This window comes from Oceanibium sediminis (genome assembly GCF_003265325.1).
GTDB classification, from domain to species: domain Bacteria; phylum Pseudomonadota; class Alphaproteobacteria; order Rhodobacterales; family Rhodobacteraceae; genus Halovulum; species Halovulum sediminis.
Genome location: NZ_QGNX01000001.1, coordinates 553,225 through 570,193, shown reverse-complemented (window position 1 = coordinate 570,193; position 16,969 = coordinate 553,225). Strand labels below are relative to the sequence as shown.

Sequence of the window (16,969 nt, the reverse complement as noted above, 5' to 3'; positions counted from 1 at the left end):
GGCTGTTAGGTGCCCAGCACCACGGCAATGCCGATGACGACCGCGCTTCCGAACGCACCAAGGCCTGCCCAGAACAGCGGCGTGTAATCCGGCCCACGATGGCGGGGCGGGCTGCTGTTGGCGCGGATCAGTTGATCCTGCGCCATGGCGGGCAGAAGCGGGCCGAAGCGCGACAAGATGCGCACGGTTTGCGCAAGGTCGCGCACCACCGCGCGCGGGCCCAGGTTGTCGCGGATGTAGTCCTCGACCACCGGTTTTGCGGTTTCCCACATGTTCATATGCGGATCGAGCGAGCGCGCGACCCCCTCCACCACCACCATGGTGCGCTGAAGCAGGATCAGCTCGGTCCGGGTTTCCATGCCGAAACGCTCGGTCACGTCGAACAGATGCGCCAGCAGACGCGCCATGGAGATATTGCCCGCGTCCTGCCCGAAGATCGGCTCCCCGACGGAGCGCAGGGCCTGAGCGAAAGCGTCGATATCGCGGTCGGCGGGGACGTAGCCCGCTTCGAAGTGGACCTCGGCGACGCGGCGGTAATCCTTGTTCAGAAAGCCGATCAGGATTTCCGCGTAGACCCGGCGGGTATAGGCGTCGATCCGGCCCATGATGCCGAAATCCAGCGCCACGATATCGCCCGTGGGCGACAGCTTCAGGTTCCCCTGGTGCATGTCGCCGTGAAAGAAGCCGTCGCGCAGCGCGACGGACAGGAACACCTGGATCACCCGGCGCGACAGGTCCTTCAGATCCGCGCCCTCTGCGGCCAGTGCGGGGACATCGCCGAACTTGGTGCCGCCGGCCCATTCCAGCGTCATGATGCGGCGCGCGGACAGGTCCCAGATCACCTCCGGTACACTGAACCCCACGTCCTGCATGGTGTTGGCGCGGAATTCATCCGCGGCCGAGGCTTCCATGCGCAGGTCCAGTTCCCCGACGACGACGGATTCGAAATGCTCGATCACCTCGCGCGGGCGCAAGCGGCGGGTTCTGGGCGACAGGATCTCGATCATCGTGGCGGCCAGGTAGAAGGCGTCCACGTCGCGCATGAAGGCGCGCTCGATCCCCGGGCGCAGCACCTTCACGGCCACGTCGCGGCCGGTGTCGCGCACCGTCGCACGATGCACCTGCGCCAGCGAGGCGGCGGCGATGGGCGGGCTGAAGCTGGAAAACACCGTGTCCACGTCCCGCCCCAGTTCCTTCGCGACGGTGGCGCGGGCCACGTCATCGGGGAAAGGCGGCAGGTCGTCCTGCAATTTCTTCAACTCGGCCGCCAGGTCCGCGCCGACCACGTCGGGCCGTGTGGACATTATCTGCCCGAACTTGATGTAGGCCGGGCCAAGCGCGGTCAGCGCGCGGCTGATCGGGGGCAGCTCGGGGTCGCCCGAATGGCCGAGCCAGGCGAAGGGCCAGCCCAGCACCCGCGCGGCGATGCGCAGGGGCCGGGGTGCGTCGAGGGTTTCAAGCGCGACGCGCATCGCGCCCGTGCGTTCGAAAGTGGCGCCGGTGCGGATCAGGCGCCAGAGGTTGTGAGGGCCACGCATCCGCTCAGATCTTCCAGCCGGAGTGCAGGCAGGCGATGCCCATCGACAGGTTGCGGTACTTCACCTGCTCGAAGCCCGCCGCGCGGATCATCGCCGCGAAGGGCTCCTGCGCGGGGAAGCGGCGGATGGACTCGACTAGGTACTGGTAGCTGTCGCGATCCCCGGCGATGGCCTGTCCCATGGGGGGGATGATGTTGAAGGAATAGCGGTCATACAGCCACTGCATCCCCGGATTGGGCAACTGGCTGAATTCCAGCACCATCAGGCGCCCACCGGGTTTCAGCACGCGAAACGCCTCGCTCAGCGCATCCTCGATCCGGGTGACGTTCCGGATGCCGAAGCTGATGGTGTAGACGTCGAAGCGGTTCGCCTCGAACGGCAGGGCCATCGCGTCGCCGACCACCCAGTCCAGCTGGTTGGACATCGCTTCCGCCTCGGCCCTTTGGCGGCCGGCGGTCAGCATGCCTTCGGTCAGGTCCAGCACGGTTGCGCGCGCGTCGCCCTTGACGCGGCCAAGGTAGCGGAAGGCGATATCGCCGGTGCCGCCCGCCACGTCCAGCAGGTGCGTGCCCGGGCGCGGGGCGAGCCAGTCCATCATCGCATCCTTCCAGACGCGGTGGATGCCAAGGCTCATGGCGTCGTTCATCACGTCGTACTTCGATGCGACGGAGGAAAAGACACCGTGCACGCGCCCGGCCTTTTCATCCTCCGCTATGGTTTCGAACCCGAAATGCGTGGTGGTCTGGTTGGAGTTCATTGGTCCTGCCTTGATCGCCCGTTGGCCCGGATCATAGAGCCTGGGGCGGAAGTTACAATTTCCCCCAGTTGCCGCAGGCTCCGGGACAAATTGACAGGGGCCGGGCCCGGCCCTATCGTCGGTTGCAGAGAGACAGTCGCCAGGAAACGCAACATCGCCGGCCCCGCCGGTGTTTCAGGAAGTTGGACATGTTAGCTCTTGGCATCACCCTTACCGCTGCAACCCTTGCCGTCGTCGGCGGATACTCGATGGGCTGCGCATTGACGCTGCTGCGCTTCGAAGGCCAGATGAAACCCGGCGCGAAGTAGGCCCCGAACGCAGGCGGCCCGCGACACGCGCGGGGGCCGCCCGCAAACAGGCCCGCACCCAAGGAAGACCGACCCATGCCCGAACTGCCCGAGGTGGAAACCGTTCGCCGCGGGCTGGAGCCCGTTCTGACGGGCCAGCGCATCACCCGCGCCGAGGTGCGCCGCCCCGACCTGCGCTGGCCGTTTCCGCCCCGCATGGCCGAGCGGCTGACCGGGCAGCGCGTGCTGCGCCTTGGCCGGCGCTCGAAATACCTGCTTGTCGACCTCGAATCGGCCGAGACGCTGATCATCCACCTCGGCATGTCCGGACGGATGCTGATCGACCTTGGCGGCACGCCGCAGGTTCCCGGGCGTTTCGCGCATCCCCGGCCCGTGGAAAGCCCCCATGACCACGTGGTGCTGACGACCGAAAGCGGCGCGCGCGTGGTGTTCAACGACGCGCGGCGCTTCGGCGCGATGGACCTGGCCCCGACCGAAACGCTGGACCAGCACTGGCTGCTGGCGTCGCTGGGACCGGAGCCCTTGGGCAACGGTTTCACCGCCGATCACCTGGCGGCGCGTTTCGCGGGGCGGCGCACGCCGATCAAGTCGGCGCTGCTGGACCAGCGGATCATCGCGGGCCTCGGCAATATCTATGTCTGCGAGGCGCTCTGGCGCACCGGCATCCACCCGCGGCGGCTGGCGGGCAAACTGTCGCGCGCCCGCATCGACGCGCTGGTCCCCGCGATCCGCGATGTCCTGGGCGATGCGATCGCGGCCGGGGGATCTTCGCTTAGGGATTATCGCCAGGCGGATGGGGAACTGGGCTACTTCCAGCACAGTTTCGCCGCCTACGGACGCGAGGGAGAGCCGTGCCGCCGGGACGGTTGCGGCGGGACCATCCTGCGGATCGTGCAGTCGGGCCGCTCGACCTTCTACTGTAACACTTGTCAGCGCTAGGGCGCTCCGGGGTTGCCACCGTGACCCGGCATGATATCCCTGAGAGCCTTGCGCACCGGGAGAAAACGCAATGGGATACGAAACGATCAGCGTAGACGTCGAAGAGCACGTCGGCACGATTCGGCTGGACCGGCCGGAGGCAATGAACGCGCTCAACGCCCAGCTGATGGAAGAACTCGGCAAGGCGCTGACCTCGCTCGATGCAAACGACAAGGTGCGGTGCATCATCCTGACCGGGTCGGACAAGGTCTTCGCCGCCGGCGCGGATATCGGCGAGATGTCCGAGAAAAGCTTCGTCGACATGTTCGCCAGCGACTACTTCACCCCCCAGACGGAGGCGATCCTGCGCGTCCGCAAGCCGATCATCGCCGCCGTGTCCGGCTACGCGCTGGGCGGCGGGTGCGAGCTGGCGATGATGTGCGACTTCATCCTGTGCTCGGACACGGCGAAGTTCGGGCAGCCGGAAATCAACCTCGGCGTGGTCGCCGGGATCGGCGGCACCCAGCGCCTGACGCGATTCGTCGGCAAGTCCAAGTCCATGGAAATGCACCTGACGGGCCGCATGATGGACGCCGAGGAAGCCGAGCGTTCGGGCCTGGTCAGCCGGGTGATTCCCCAGAAGGACCTGATGAGCGAAGCGGTGAAGACCGCCCAGAAGATCGCCGAGAAATCGACCCTGGCCGCCATGGCGGTCAAGGAAGCGGTGAACCGGTCCTACGAAACCTCGCTGCGCGAAGGCGTGCTGTTCGAGCGTCGCCTGTTCCATTCGCTGTTCGCCACCGAGGACCAGTCCGAGGGGATGGCGGCCTTCAACGAAAAACGCTCTCCGCAGTTCCGCGGCAGATAACAGCGCGCAGGGGCGTTGACAGCCGCACCTGCTGGGTCTATTGACGCGCTTCGACAGAAACTCTGTGAGATACAGGATTAGATATGGCCAACTCGCCAGGTTCAAAAAAACGCGTGCGTCAGGCCGTCCGTCGCACCGAGATCAACAAATCCCGCCGCACCCGTATGCGGACCTTCATCCGCCGTGTGGAAGAAGCCATCACCTCGGGTGATGCGGACAACGCCCGTGAGGCGCTGAAGACCGCCCAGCCGGAGATCATGCGCTCCGTCACGAAGGGTATTCTTCACAAGAACACGGCCTCGCGGAAAATCTCCCGCCTGTCCGCCCGCGTGAAAGCGCTCAGCGCCTGAACACGCTCAGGCTGTCGGACAAGGACTGCACGCCCGCATGACGGGCGTGTTTTCGTTTTTGGGGGCAGAATACTGTTACCGATCTGGCACGCTTGCGGGTGTTCAGGTTTTGGTCCAGTTGCCCGAATCCGATCCCGTTTCTAGTGTTCCAACGCGCTGACGATTCCTGCGGCGTCACTGATCTATAGATAAATACAGATATTTGCTCTGGCAGAAATGTTGGAGTATTTTTCATGTATTTATTTAAATATTAGATCATCCCCTGCCCCGAATCTATTCGCGGTCACTTAGTTTGACGTCAAGCGATACTTGATGTTGAGAATCGCCGCCCTGTTTGGCTACTGTCGGGCAAGAATGAGGGACCCAGACCGATGATCGCGACCGAACCGAAAGTGACCGAATGTACGCCTCAGGAAGCTTGGCAAGGTCTCGAAAAGGATGGTTCGGCGCAATTGATCGACGTTCGCACCCGCCCGGAGTGGGGTTTTGTCGGTATTCCTGACATTTCGGCGCTCGGCCGGCAGGTCATCCTGCATGAGTGGCGTCAGTTCCCCCAGATGACGGTCAACCCCGCCTTCGTCGACGAGGTGATCGATTCGCTCGGCGGCACGCCGCCCCGCACGCTTTTCTTTATCTGCCGTTCCGGCGCGCGCTCCATGGAAGCGGCGCATGCTGTGGCCGCGGGCTGCGCCGCCAGGGGCCACGACGTCACCTGCGTGAACGTGGCCGAGGGATTCGAGGGCGACCTCGACGGGAACCGGCATCGGGGAAAGAACAACGGCTGGAAAGCCCGCGGCCTGTCCTGGCAACAAGGCTAGAAACAAAGCGGGGGCCCGGGCCCGCATGCATTCCGGGGGATGATCGGCAAATCGGCCGGGATGAAGATATGGTTCACGAGGAAGCGGAAAACATGGAAACTGACGTCTGGTGCACAGTAAAATCAGGCTTGCAGGAAGCGATTGGCGATTCCGCGTTCAAGACCTGGATCGCCCCGCTGGAGTACCGCGGATGTGACAACGGCGTTCTGTACCTGAGCGCACCGAGCAGCTTCATCGGGAACTGGGTCAGCCAGCACTACGGGGAACGCCTGCGCCGCCTGGCCAGTTCGCCGGACCATGCCGTGTCGCGAATCGACTTTTCCGTCTCGGGCGCCCGGCAGCAGCAGGCGCCCGCCCGCGAAGCGCCGCGCGCCCCGGCGCCGCGCCATGCCCCGGAACCCGCGCAGGCCGACCTGCCGAGTTCGCCGCTCGACTCGCGACTGACCTTCGACAGTTTCGTCGTCGGCAAACCCAACGAGCTGGCCCATGCCGCCGCCCGCCGCGTGGCCGAGGGTGGCCCGGTGACCTTCAACCCGCTGTTCCTTTACGGCGGTGTCGGGCTCGGCAAGACGCACCTGATGCACGCCATCGCGCATGAGATCCAGTCGGCCGACAAGGCCCCCCGCGTGCTGTATCTCTCGGCGGAGCAGTTCATGTACCGCTTCGTGCAGGCGCTGCGTTTCAAGAACACCCACAGCTTCAAGGAGCTGTTCCGCTCTGTCGACGTGCTGATGGTCGATGACGTGCAGTTCATCGCCGGCAAGGAAAGTACGCAAGAGGAATTCTTCCACACGTTCAACGCGTTGGTAGACCAGAACAAGCAGATCGTGATCTCCGCCGATTGCGCGCCGGGCGAAATCTCCGGCCTGGAGGAGAGGATCAAGTCACGCCTGCAATCGGGGCTGGTCGTGGACCTGCATCCGACTGATTACGAACTGCGCCTTGGTATCCTTCAGGCGAAGTCCGAGCACCAGGCGCGCCTGAACCCGGGGATCGAGGCGGACGCCAGGGTCCTTGAGTTCCTGGCGCACCGGATCAGTTCGAACGTGCGCGTGCTCGAGGGTGCGTTGACTCGGCTTTACGCCTTCGCGTCGCTGGTCGGGCGGCCGATCAACCTGGACATGGCGCAGGAATGCCTGGCCGATGTGCTGCGAGCCTCTGAAAGGAAAGTCACCGTGGAGGAGATCATCCGCAAGGTGGCCGACCACTACAACGTTCGCATGGCCGAGCTTCTTGGCCCCCGCCGTGCCCGCGCCGTTTCGCGCCCGCGCCAGGTGGCCATGTTCCTGTCCAAGAACCTGACCACCAAGTCCTTGCCTGAGATCGGGCGCCGATTCGGTGGCCGCGATCACACCACCGTCATCCATGCGGTGAAGAAGATCGAAGAGCTGCGCGCTGTCGATTCTCAGATCAGCGAAGAAGTCGAGCTGCTGCGCCGCATGCTGGAGGCCTGACCTGGCGTGGCCGCGTCGCCATATTCCTGCCCGATTAACCCCTTAGTAACTTGTAGTCTGGTTAGGTTGTGAGTTTTAGCCTAGTGTCGCGGCTGCGAAATATGGCCGACTGGTCGTCGGAACAGCGCAGATTGGCTGCGTGAGAGGGCAAACATATGACGTTGTGTGTTGATAGAATCCTGACGGAGCAATGCAGGCGCGCCCGGCGCTTCTTCAACGTGGACGAAGACGGCGGCACGACTACCATCGAGTTCGTGCTCTGGCTGCCGATCTTCATCCTGGTACTCGGGATCATCATCGACGTGTGTTTCATGTTCCTCGCGCAGGCCATCATGTACGACGTGGCCTCCGATGCGGCCCGCTCTGCCGCCATCGGCCAGTTTGAAACGGAACAGGAAGCGATCGATTTCGCGCAGGACAAGGCCAGTTTCCGTGGTGTCCTGCCGTCGGTGACCGTGGATCTCGGCGCGACATCCGGGACCGTGGAAGTGACGATCACGCACCAGGCGCAGGACATCGACCTGACCGGCGTTCTGGGAATCGTGGCCGGCGATACGATACGCGCATCGGTCACACAAATTCGCGAAGGATCCTGACGACGCCAAATGGTGTTGACAGGTTGGCGTTAACGCCAAACACTGAGACGGGTATTTTCACCAGTATAACCGTGCGTTAAGTCCGTATCCCTCATCCATCGAAACCCCCGGGGTTCGGGGAGGGTGCCGGAAGAATTGGCTCAGGGGGGCTGGGTCCATCTGTATGCGCTACACATGGGGTGAAGATATGATTTCGAACCTGAGAAAAGCGCCGGCATGGCTGGCAAGGGACGAAGACGGGGCGACAACCGCCTGGTCCATCTTCTGGCTGTGCGCCTTCCTGGCGCTGGCGGGGCTGATCATCGACACGTCGAATGCCTACCGGCATCGCGCCGCGTTGCAGGCCACGGCCGACGCCGCAGCGCTGAGCGCGATCATCAGCTACATGGAGGAGGACAAGTACAAGGCCGCCTTCAACACGACGACCCTTCCCGGGTCGCGTAGCGTGACGGGTCAGACCGCGGCGCACCAGCTGGCCAACATCAACATGGATCCGGTCGTCAACATCACCTCCGTCACCCCGACGACCGAGGTTCAAATGGGCAATTGGAACTCGTCCACCAAGGTCTTCACGCCCGAGGCGAGCATGACCGGCGGAATGCTGGTGAACGCGGCCCGCGCCCGCTCGCTGCGCACCCAGGGCAACGGTAACCCGCTGAACCTGCTGCTCGTGGACATCTTTGGGCCTTCGGGCACTTGGGACGTGGGCGCCACCGCGATTGCGGAAACCTTTACCTACCAGCCCTGCCCGCCCGAGGGGATCCAGGCCGGGGGGACGCTGAACTTCGCGTCCGGCAACCTGTTCCAGGGGGAACTTTGCCTGCACGGCGACGATGGCATCGACTTCAACACCGGCTCAGCCTTCATCGACAACACCCCGGGTGTTGACGATGGTTCGCCCGTCATCAGCTGGGGTTCTTCCTCCAATGCGCTGTGCAAGGGCTGGAGCAATTGCCAGGACTCCGCACCATATGACAACGTCATTCCCTACCAGAGCCAGACTGAAGGCGAGCAGCTGACCCTGGAAATGATCGCCGGGGCGATCAACCGGATGCCGGATGTGGAGGGGATCTATTCCTACTATGAAAAGTGGATCAACGATCCCGATGGATACACCGCGGCGGATACCGCGGAAAACCGCTACTATCCCGATTTCATGGTGCAGAACCCGGACCGCAACCCGCGGACCGATGCGGTGATCCTGGCGACGCCCATCGACCCGTCGTCCTTCACCATGCCGCCGCTGCCGACGAAGAGTAACGGTAACCCGCTGCCCGGGACTGCCTTGCCGACGGCGATGATCGAGGATGGCGTCCTGGAAATCACCATGACGGCGCCCACCTTCGAAGCCTACATGCAGAATTACACTGCGGCCGACGGGCAGCTGTTCCCCGAACGCTCCGTCATCCGGATCGATGGCGGATCGGGCTGCACGAACCAGGCCAGCAAGGTCACCCTGACCGGGGACAGCGTCCTGGAAAACGTGGTGGTCCAGACCGGCTGTGAACTCGTGTTCAACGGCACCAACAGCGTAGCCGGGGCCCTGTTCTTTTCGAACCAGGTCAGCAGCAACCCGGTGGTCAGCGGCAATTCCGGGGCGGTCATCGGGGACGGCAACTGCTCTGACACGTCCCGCGGAACGACGCTGGTGACGAAGGGCAAGGTGCATTTTGCCTCCGGGGCGCGCTTTGCATCCGGCAACCTGATCGCGGTAGGCGACGTGTCAATCGCCGCTCAGAACGACGGTATGCGGGGGACTCGAATCAAGACGGCGGGCAACGCCTCCTTCGCGTCTCAGGGCGGTTGGCAAGGCTGCGGTACGCCGCTGACCGGCCTGACCGACGATTTCCCGGACCTTTTCTACCGTGTCGTTTACTAATTAGTAACCGGGCCTTCGGGTCCGGTTGCCTTTGAAGTTCAGGCCCTTAGATGACCGCATCCACCGGCATAACCCTGCCGGCGGGTGCGGTTTTGCACTTTCAGCGGGTTGACCATCTGTAATTTGGGCGAAAGTTAGGCTATCTTTAACCGACTCAAGGAGCGTAATTCCTTGATATTGAAAGGTTTAGATATGAGCATGCGTAACGATGAATCGGGTGCCTCGACCGTATGGTCAATTTTCTGGCTGTGCATCTTTCTGACGATCGCGGGGCTGGTCATCGACACGTCCAATGCGTTCCGCCACAAGGCCGCGCTTCAGGCGACGGCTGACGCGTCCTCGCTCGCCGCGATCATCACCTACAAGGAAGCCGACAAGTTCGCGTCCACCTTCCCTACCGTGACGACGCCGCCCGCAACGGCGAGCGCTCGGGGCAAGGCGGCGGGCAACCTGCTGGCCAACGTGAACATGGACCCCGGGGTCAACGTCACCTCCGTCACGCCTGAGACGGAAGTCACCATGGGCTACTGGAACGGCTCTGCCTTCATCGCCGAGGCCGACTTCGGTGCGACAGGCCTGGTCGTGAACGCCGCCAAGGCGCGCGCGCTGCGCACCACGTCCAACGGCAACCCGCTGAACCTGCTGCTGGTCGATATCTTCGGCCCGGCGGACGCCTGGGACGTCGGCGCAACCGCGATCGCCCAGATGTTCGAGCCGGAGAACTGCCCCGATCTTGAGGGCGTGATGGCGGGCGGTACGCTGTTCTTCCGTTCCAACAACGTCTTCCAGGGCTCCATCTGCCTGCACGGGGAAGACCGCGTGATCTTCCAGAACAACTCCGGCCACTACCCTGCGGACGATGGCACCTATCCCACCATCAGCTACGGCAAGGATGCGGATGGCCTGTGCCTGGGCGAAGGGTCTCGTTGTGAAACCGAAAGCCCCTACGAAGATGCGATCGGCCGTACATCCGATATTTCCGACACCCTGGTGGGTGACGGAAAGCTTCTGGAAGAAAACATCATCGGCGAACAGTCCTACATGCCGGACGTCCCGGCGATCTACGACTACTACATCGCGGCGGCGACGAACCCGAAAGCCTACCTGTCCCACGAAAATGCTGAATCCCGGTACATACCGCAGGCATTCCTTCAGGAATCCTCGCTGGCTAGGAACTACAACGAGGTCGACGCCGAACTGCGGCCCGCGCCCATCCTGGACGCCTCGCAGGTCCCGCAAACCGCTGTCATTGACCCTACCGTTGATCCGTTGGTGCATGGAATCACGCAAATCAACATGACCGCGGACAACTTCCAGGACCTAGTGGACGGCTATATCCCCGGAACCACCAATGGCGGGTCCTCACCGCAGAACGCGGAGTCGCTGCCCGCCGGTTACCGGCCCCTGCCCGAGCGCGTAGTCGTCAGCATCGACGGCGGTATCAACGGGACGTGCTCGCTGAGCGGAAACCAGGGAATCGTTTTTGCCAACGACCTGCCGTTCAACAACGTCGTGCTTCTGTCGCCTTGCGGGTTCACCTTCAACGGCACGAACGACCTGTCCGGCTCTTCGATCATGTCTTCGGCGCTGCTGCCCGGCGGCGGTGCGGCGATTGCGGGCAATTCCGGTGCGATCCTGGGCAATGGCAGCTGTGACGACCCGGACCGGCGTTTCGGCACGGATATCGTGGCGAACGGCAACATTTCAATGGCGGCCGGCGTAACGATCCGCAGATCGCGGCTTGTGACCAAGAGCAACGTGCAGTTGGCGGCGCAGGGCGATGCGTTCCAGGGCTCGCAGATCATCGCCGACGGGGACGTGGACATCATGGCTGGCGGCGGCTGGGTCGGCTGCGAAGGCGGCGTCAACGGCGAGAATACCCTGGTCGATAACTACTACCGCCTGGTTTACTGAGCCAGCGCGCAGGAGTGTATGACGAAAGGGCCGCACATCGCGGCCCTTTCCATTTGCGCCCGGCAAAGGCGCACTTTTCGTTTGAACAATCCCGCGAATTCAGTACCGTCTGCGTCCCAAGACCGGGACGACAGGGGAAAGATCATGAAGGTGAGCATCGAACGCTCGGCACTGCTGAAAGCCATGGGACGCGCTCAATCCGTGGTCGAAAAGCGCAACACCATTCCGATCCTCTCGAACGTCCTGCTCGAGGCGGAGGGCGACACCTTGTCGTTCCGCGCCACCGACCTGGACATCGAGGTGGTCGACCGGGCCCCCGCGATGGTGCTGAGCGCCGGCGCGGCCACCGTTGGCGCGCATACCCTGCATGAAATCGTGCGCAAGCTGCCCGATGGCGCCATGGTCGAGCTGGAATACGACGCCACCGCCGGGCGGATGAACGTGCGCGCGGGCCGCTCGAACTTCTCGCTCGCCACCTTGCCGCGGGAGGATTTCCCGGTGATGGCAAGTGCCGAGTACGACTGCAATTTCGCCGCCGAACCCGCCGTGCTGCGCCGCCTGTTCGACAAGGCAAAATTTGCCATTTCGACCGAGGAAACCCGCTATTACCTGAACGGCATCTACATGCACGCCGCCGACGGGCCCGACGGGCGCACCCTGCGTTGCGTCGCCACCGACGGGCACCGGCTGGCGCGGATCGACGCGCCGCTGCCGCAGGGCGCGGACAACCTGCCCGGCGTGATCGTGCCCCGCAAGACGGTAGGTGAATTGCGCAAGCTGCTGGATGACGATGACGTGCAGATCGCCGTCTCTGTTTCCGAGACCAAGGTGCGTTTCGCGACGCCGGAAGTGACGCTGACCTCCAAGGTGATCGACGGGTCCTTCCCGGACTACTCGCGGGTGATTCCGCAGAACAACACCAAGCGGCTTGAGGTCGACGCGGCCGAGTTTTCCCGCGCTGTGGACCGGGTGTCGACCGTGTCCTCCGAACGCTCGCGCGCGGTCAAGCTGAGCCTGGACGAGGATCGGCTGATCCTGTCCGTGAACGCGCCCGACAGCGGCGCGGCGGACGAGGAACTGGCCGTCGCCTACGGCGATGAACCGCTGGAGATCGGCTTCAACGCAAAGTACCTCCAGGAAATCGCCGACCAGGTCGACCGTGAGAACGCCGTGTTCCTGTTCAACTCCTCGGGCGATCCGACGCTGATGCGCGAAGGCAACGACGAAACGGCGGTCTACGTGGTCATGCCGATGCGGGTCTAGGCCCGAGGCGCCGTGCCCCGGCTTGCGATCACCCGGCTACAGCTCAGTCACCTTCGGTCCCACAAGTCCGCGCTGATCGAGGGCGACGGCCGGCCCGTGGCCATCTACGGGCCGAACGGGGCCGGCAAGACCAACATCCTGGAAGCCTTGTCGCTTTTGTCGCCGGGCCGTGGCCTGCGCCGCGCGACGGGCGAGGACCTGGCCCGCGCGCCTGAGCGGATCGGCTGGAAGATCCGCGCCACGCTGGAAGCGCCGGACCGCACCCACCAGATCGAGACCGGGGCGGATGCGCCCGACGCACCACGCTTCCTGACTATCGACGACAAGCCCGCGCCGCAGTTCGCGCTGGGCCGGATCGCGCGGGTGATCTGGCTGATCCCCTCGATGGACCGGCTGTGGCTGGATACCGCCAGCGAACGCCGCCGCTTCCTTGACCGCATCACGCTCAGCCTTGAGCCTGGGCATGGCGAGACCGTCCTCGCCTATGAAAAGGCCATGCGTGAGCGCAACCGCCTGCTGAAGGACCAGGTTCGCGATCCCGCCTGGTACGCGGGGCTTGAGGCGCAGATGGCGCAGGCGGGCGCGCGGATCACCCGCAACCGGGCCGAGGCGCTGGACCGGCTGATGGCGGCCCAGACCGGGGCTGCGACCAGCTTTCCGCGCGCCAACCTTGCGCTGGTGGGGCCAGAGGACAGCGCGCCGGAACCTGATGAGGACCGCCTGCGCGCGGCACTTGGCAGCCAGCGGCCGCGCGACATGGCCGCCGGGCGCACGCTGAGCGGGCCGCATCGTGACGACCTGACCGCGATCTACGCGGCCAAGGACATGCCGGCGCGCCATTGCTCGACGGGCGAGCAGAAGGCGCTGCTAATCTCGGTCATCCTCGCCAATGCCCGCGCGCTGGCTGAGGATATCGGCGCCGCGCCGATCATCCTGCTGGACGAGGTGGCCGCGCACCTGGACCCCGAACGCCGCCGCGCGCTTTATGACGAGGTCTGCGCTCTCGGCGCGCAGGCCTGGATGACGGGCACCGACGCGGCCTTGTTCACCCCGTTGCAGGACCGCGCCCTGTGGCTGCATGTCACCGGCAGCGCCGAAGGCGTGTCCACCGTTGAAACGGTGGACCCGGCACCCGCATGACCCTTTCACTGACCGATCTGGCGCTCTATGCGGGTGCGTTGCTGGTGTTGTTCCTGACCCCGGGGCCGGTTTGGGTGGCAATCATCGGCCGGGCGCTGGCCGCGGGGTTCAACGGCGCCTGGCCGCTGGCGCTGGGCGTGGTGGTGGGCGATGTGCTTTGGCCGCTGCTGGCGATCCTTGGCGTCACGCTGCTCGCCTCCGTCTATGGCGAGATGCTGGAGGTGCTGCGCTACGCCGGCGCGGTCGTGTTCACGCTGATGGGCGTTGCGCTGATCCGCCACCGCCATCGCCAGATTGGCGAGAATTCGGCCCTGACCGCGCCGGGGGCCTGGGCGGGCTTTGCCGCCGGGCTGCTGGTGATCATCGGCAACCCGAAGGCGATCCTGTTCTACATGGGCATCCTGCCGGGCTTCTTCGACCTGGCGCAGATCACAGCTATCGATGTCGCCGTGATTTGCGCGATTTCCGCGCTTGTTCCGCTGTGCGGGAACCTTGCGCTTGGGCTTTTCCTGGACAGGGTTCGCGCCATTCTGACCTCGCCCCGGGCGCGGGCGCGGATGAACTTCAGTGCTGGGATCATGCTGATCCTGGTGGGCTTTGTGATCGGCGTTTCGTGACCCCGATTCGGGCGCGCTAACCCATTGATAACCATGTAAAGAATACCCCGAAATTCTGCCGCAATCGCGTGACAATCCGGTGGCCTGCGCGTAAAATGCGGCAAAACTAAAGGGAAGCGCCCCACATGGCCGATAACGAGCAGCAGCAACCGGAATACGGTGCCGATTCCATCAAGGTCCTCAAAGGTCTGGAAGCCGTCCGCAAGCGCCCCGGCATGTACATCGGGGACACGGACGACGGCTCCGGTCTGCACCACATGGTGTACGAGGTCGTGGACAACGGCATTGACGAGGCATTGGCCGGTCACGCCGATACCGTCAGCGTCACGATCCATGCCGACGAAAGCGTCAGCGTCAGCGACAACGGGCGCGGCATCCCCGTGGACATCCACGAGGAAGAGGGCGTCAGCGCCGCCGAGGTCATCATGACCCAGCTGCACGCGGGCGGGAAGTTCGACCAGAACTCCTACAAGGTGTCGGGCGGTCTGCACGGCGTCGGCGTGTCCGTCGTCAACGCGCTGAGCGAGTGGCTGGAGCTGCGCATCTGGCGCAACGGCAAGGAACACTATGTCCGCTTCGAAGGCGGGTTCACGACCGAGCCGCTGAAGGTCGTCGGCGACGCGAACGGGCGCAAGGGGACCGAGGTGCGCTTCCTCGCCTCGACGGAAACGTTCTCGAACCGCGAGTACATCTTCAAGACGCTGGAGCACCGGCTGCGGGAACTCGCGTTCCTGAACTCCGGCGTGCGCATCACCCTGCGCGATGAACGCCCGGTCGAGCCGATGCAAAGCGAGCTGATCTACGAAGGCGGCGTGCGCGAATTCGTGCGCTACCTCGACCGTTCGAAACACCCGCTGATCAGCGAGCCAATCTTCGTGGAAGGCACGCGCGACGATATCGGGGTCGAGGTGGCGATGTGGTGGAACGACAGCTACCACGAAACGGTGCTGCCCTTCACCAACAACATCCCCCAGCGCGACGGCGGCACGCACCTGGCGGGCTTTCGCGGCGCGCTGACCCGCACGATCAACCTTTACGCCCAGCAAAGCGGCCTGGCCAAGCGTGAGAAGGTCAGCTTCACCGGCGATGACGCCCGCGAAGGGCTGACCTGCGTGCTCAGCGTCAAGGTGCCGGATCCGAAGTTCAGCTCTCAGACCAAGGACAAGCTGGTTAGCTCGGAAGTGCGCCCGGCGGTCGAAGGGCTGATGAACGAGAAACTGTCCGAGTGGTTCGAGGAAAACCCCAGCGAGGCGAAGGCCATCGTCGGCAAGATCATCGAAGCTGCGCTGGCCCGCGAAGCCGCCCGCAAGGCGCGCGAGATGACGCGCAAATCCGCGATGACGGTCGCCTCGCTGCCGGGCAAGCTGGCGGACTGCCAAGAAAAGGACCCGGCCAAGTCCGAACTGTTCCTGGTCGAGGGTGACAGCGCCGGCGGCTCGGCCAAGGGGGGGCGGTCACGGAAGAACCAGGCTATCCTGCCGCTGCGGGGCAAGATCCTGAACGTGGAGCGCGCGCGGTTCGACCGGATGCTGTCCAGCCAGGAAATCGGCACGCTGATCACCGCGATCGGCGCCGGGATCGGCCGGGACGAGTTCAACATCAACAAGCTGCGCTATCACAAGATAATCATCATGACAGATGCTGACGTGGACGGCGCGCATATCCGCACGCTGCTTCTGACGTTCTTCTTCCGCCAGATGCCCGAGCTGATCGAGGGGGGCTACATCTACATCGCGCAGCCGCCGCTCTACAAGGTCAGCCGGGGCAAGTCCGAGGTGTACCTGAAGGACCAGGCCTCGCTTGAGGATTACCTGATCGAGCAGGGTCTGAACGAAACCTTCCTGCGCCTCGGCGACGGGGAGGAGATCTCGGGGCAGGACCTTGCCCGCGTGGTGACCGAAGCGCGCCAGACGCGGACGATCCTGAACGCCTTTCCGACGCATTACCCGCGCCCGATCCTTGAGCAGGCCGCGATTGCCGGCGTGCTGGCTCCTGGCGCGCTGGATGGGGATTTGCAGCAGGCGGCGGACTCTGTCGCCACCCGGCTGGATCTGATCGCCGTCGAGTATGAGCGTGGCTGGCAGGGCCGTCCCACGCAAGATCACGGGCTGCGCCTGTTCCGCGTTCTGCGCGGCGTGGAGGAGGTCCGGGTGCTCGACGGGCAGGTCCTGCGCTCGGGCGAGGCCCGTAAGCTCGGCAGTCTGACCGGGGGTCTCCAGGAGGTGTACACCAGGCCCGCCACCTTGGTGCGCCGGGACAAGTCGACGCTGATCCACGGCCCGCTGGACCTTCTGGACGCCGTGATGGCTGAGGGCGAGCGGGGCCTGACCTTGCAACGCTACAAGGGGTTGGGCGAGATGAACGCCGACCAGCTTTGGGAAACCACGCTGGACCCGGAGGCGCGCACCTTGTTGCAGGTCCGTATCAACGAGATGACCGAGGCCGACGAGGTGTTCACGCGCCTGATGGGCGACGTGGTGGAGCCCCGCCGCGAGTTCATCCAGGCAAACGCGCTGAGCGTCGAGAACCTGGACTTCTGATCGCAAAGG

The 16,969-nt window shown here is 64.3% G+C and carries 14 protein-coding genes; 12 read left to right on the top strand and 2 right to left on the bottom strand.

Going from position 1 to position 16,969, the window contains the following annotated elements; translation table 11 throughout:
* Positions 1–5: 5 nt before the first annotated feature.
* Both ubiB and ubiE read right to left on the bottom strand, forming a co-directional pair.
* The gene (ubiB, locus tag DJ029_RS02805) at positions 6–1,538 is read right to left on the bottom strand and encodes a 2-polyprenylphenol 6-hydroxylase (RefSeq protein WP_112320796.1); all 1,533 of its coding nucleotides are present in this window, start codon (positions 1,536–1,538) and stop codon (positions 6–8) included.
* 4 nt (positions 1,539–1,542) lie between these two features.
* A complete protein-coding gene (gene ubiE, locus DJ029_RS02800) occupies positions 1,543–2,295 on the bottom strand; it encodes a bifunctional demethylmenaquinone methyltransferase/2-methoxy-6-polyprenyl-1,4-benzoquinol methylase UbiE (protein ID WP_112320795.1) in 753 nt (250 codons plus the stop codon).
* A gap of 383 nt (positions 2,296–2,678) precedes the next feature.
* Here ubiE and mutM point away from each other — a divergent pair, with 383 nt between their 5' ends.
* The 12 genes from mutM (at position 2,679) to gyrB (ending at position 16,960) form a co-directional block, all read left to right on the top strand.
* On the top strand, positions 2,679–3,542 hold the full coding sequence (gene mutM, locus DJ029_RS02795) for a bifunctional DNA-formamidopyrimidine glycosylase/DNA-(apurinic or apyrimidinic site) lyase (protein WP_112320794.1): 864 nt from the start codon (positions 2,679–2,681) through the stop codon (positions 3,540–3,542).
* Between the two features lie 70 nt (positions 3,543–3,612).
* Positions 3,613–4,389 (top strand): enoyl-CoA hydratase, encoded by a 777-nt coding sequence (locus DJ029_RS02790; RefSeq protein ID WP_112320793.1) that lies wholly within the window; start codon positions 3,613–3,615, stop codon positions 4,387–4,389.
* A gap of 83 nt (positions 4,390–4,472) precedes the next feature.
* Entirely contained in the window at positions 4,473–4,739 is a 267-nt protein-coding gene (gene rpsT / locus DJ029_RS02785) for a 30S ribosomal protein S20 (protein WP_112320792.1), read from the top strand.
* A gap of 371 nt (positions 4,740–5,110) precedes the next feature.
* Positions 5,111–5,557, top strand: coding sequence for a rhodanese-like domain-containing protein (locus DJ029_RS02780; RefSeq protein ID WP_112320791.1), 447 nt, complete (start codon positions 5,111–5,113; stop codon positions 5,555–5,557).
* Between the two features lie 92 nt (positions 5,558–5,649).
* The gene (gene dnaA, locus DJ029_RS02775; protein ID WP_232822942.1) at positions 5,650–7,011 is read left to right on the top strand and encodes a chromosomal replication initiator protein DnaA; all 1,362 of its coding nucleotides are present in this window, start codon (positions 5,650–5,652) and stop codon (positions 7,009–7,011) included.
* 155 nt (positions 7,012–7,166) lie between these two features.
* The gene (locus DJ029_RS02770; protein ID WP_112320789.1) at positions 7,167–7,607 is read left to right on the top strand and encodes a TadE/TadG family type IV pilus assembly protein; all 441 of its coding nucleotides are present in this window, start codon (positions 7,167–7,169) and stop codon (positions 7,605–7,607) included.
* Positions 7,608–7,794: 187 nt separating this feature from the next.
* The gene (locus DJ029_RS02765) at positions 7,795–9,486 is read left to right on the top strand and encodes a pilus assembly protein TadG-related protein (RefSeq protein WP_157966242.1); all 1,692 of its coding nucleotides are present in this window, start codon (positions 7,795–7,797) and stop codon (positions 9,484–9,486) included.
* Between the two features lie 192 nt (positions 9,487–9,678).
* Positions 9,679–11,400, top strand: a complete 1,722-nt coding sequence (locus DJ029_RS02760; protein WP_112320787.1) for a TadE/TadG family type IV pilus assembly protein — start codon at positions 9,679–9,681, stop codon at positions 11,398–11,400.
* A gap of 144 nt (positions 11,401–11,544) precedes the next feature.
* Positions 11,545–12,663: a DNA polymerase III subunit beta gene (gene dnaN, locus DJ029_RS02755; protein WP_112320786.1), complete on the top strand. Its 1,119-nt coding sequence runs from the start codon at positions 11,545–11,547 to the stop codon at positions 12,661–12,663.
* A gap of 12 nt (positions 12,664–12,675) precedes the next feature.
* Positions 12,676–13,803: a DNA replication/repair protein RecF gene (gene recF / locus DJ029_RS02750; protein WP_112320785.1), complete on the top strand. Its 1,128-nt coding sequence runs from the start codon at positions 12,676–12,678 to the stop codon at positions 13,801–13,803.
* A complete protein-coding gene (locus DJ029_RS02745) occupies positions 13,800–14,420 on the top strand; it encodes a LysE family translocator (RefSeq protein WP_112320784.1) in 621 nt (206 codons plus the stop codon). The genes recF and DJ029_RS02745 overlap by 4 nt, the downstream gene beginning before the upstream one ends.
* A gap of 125 nt (positions 14,421–14,545) precedes the next feature.
* Entirely contained in the window at positions 14,546–16,960 is a 2,415-nt protein-coding gene (gene gyrB / locus DJ029_RS02740) for a DNA topoisomerase (ATP-hydrolyzing) subunit B (RefSeq protein ID WP_112320783.1), read from the top strand.
* Positions 16,961–16,969 lie beyond the last annotated feature (9 nt).

Bases quoted from the DNA above. Each gene is read 5' to 3' on its own strand.
- gyrB (WP_112320783.1), top strand. From the start codon at position 14,546: ATGGCCGATAACGAGCAGCAGCAACCGGAATACGGTGCCGATTCCATC.
- DJ029_RS02790 (WP_112320793.1), top strand. From the start codon at position 3,613: ATGGGATACGAAACGATCAGCGTAGACGTCGAAGAGCACGTCGGCACG.
- DJ029_RS02760 (WP_112320787.1), top strand. From the start codon at position 9,679: ATGAGCATGCGTAACGATGAATCGGGTGCCTCGACCGTATGGTCAATT.
- DJ029_RS02770 (WP_112320789.1), top strand. From the start codon at position 7,167: ATGACGTTGTGTGTTGATAGAATCCTGACGGAGCAATGCAGGCGCGCC.
- DJ029_RS02745 (WP_112320784.1), top strand. From the start codon at position 13,800: ATGACCCTTTCACTGACCGATCTGGCGCTCTATGCGGGTGCGTTGCTG.
- ubiB (WP_112320796.1), bottom strand. From the start codon at position 1,538: ATGCGTGGCCCTCACAACCTCTGGCGCCTGATCCGCACCGGCGCCACT.
- DJ029_RS02765 (WP_157966242.1), top strand. From the start codon at position 7,795: ATGATTTCGAACCTGAGAAAAGCGCCGGCATGGCTGGCAAGGGACGAA.
- ubiE (WP_112320795.1), bottom strand. From the start codon at position 2,295: ATGAACTCCAACCAGACCACCACGCATTTCGGGTTCGAAACCATAGCG.
- dnaN (WP_112320786.1), top strand. From the start codon at position 11,545: ATGAAGGTGAGCATCGAACGCTCGGCACTGCTGAAAGCCATGGGACGC.
- DJ029_RS02780 (WP_112320791.1), top strand. From the start codon at position 5,111: ATGATCGCGACCGAACCGAAAGTGACCGAATGTACGCCTCAGGAAGCT.
- rpsT (WP_112320792.1), top strand. From the start codon at position 4,473: ATGGCCAACTCGCCAGGTTCAAAAAAACGCGTGCGTCAGGCCGTCCGT.
- dnaA (WP_232822942.1), top strand. From the start codon at position 5,650: ATGGAAACTGACGTCTGGTGCACAGTAAAATCAGGCTTGCAGGAAGCG.
- mutM (WP_112320794.1), top strand. From the start codon at position 2,679: ATGCCCGAACTGCCCGAGGTGGAAACCGTTCGCCGCGGGCTGGAGCCC.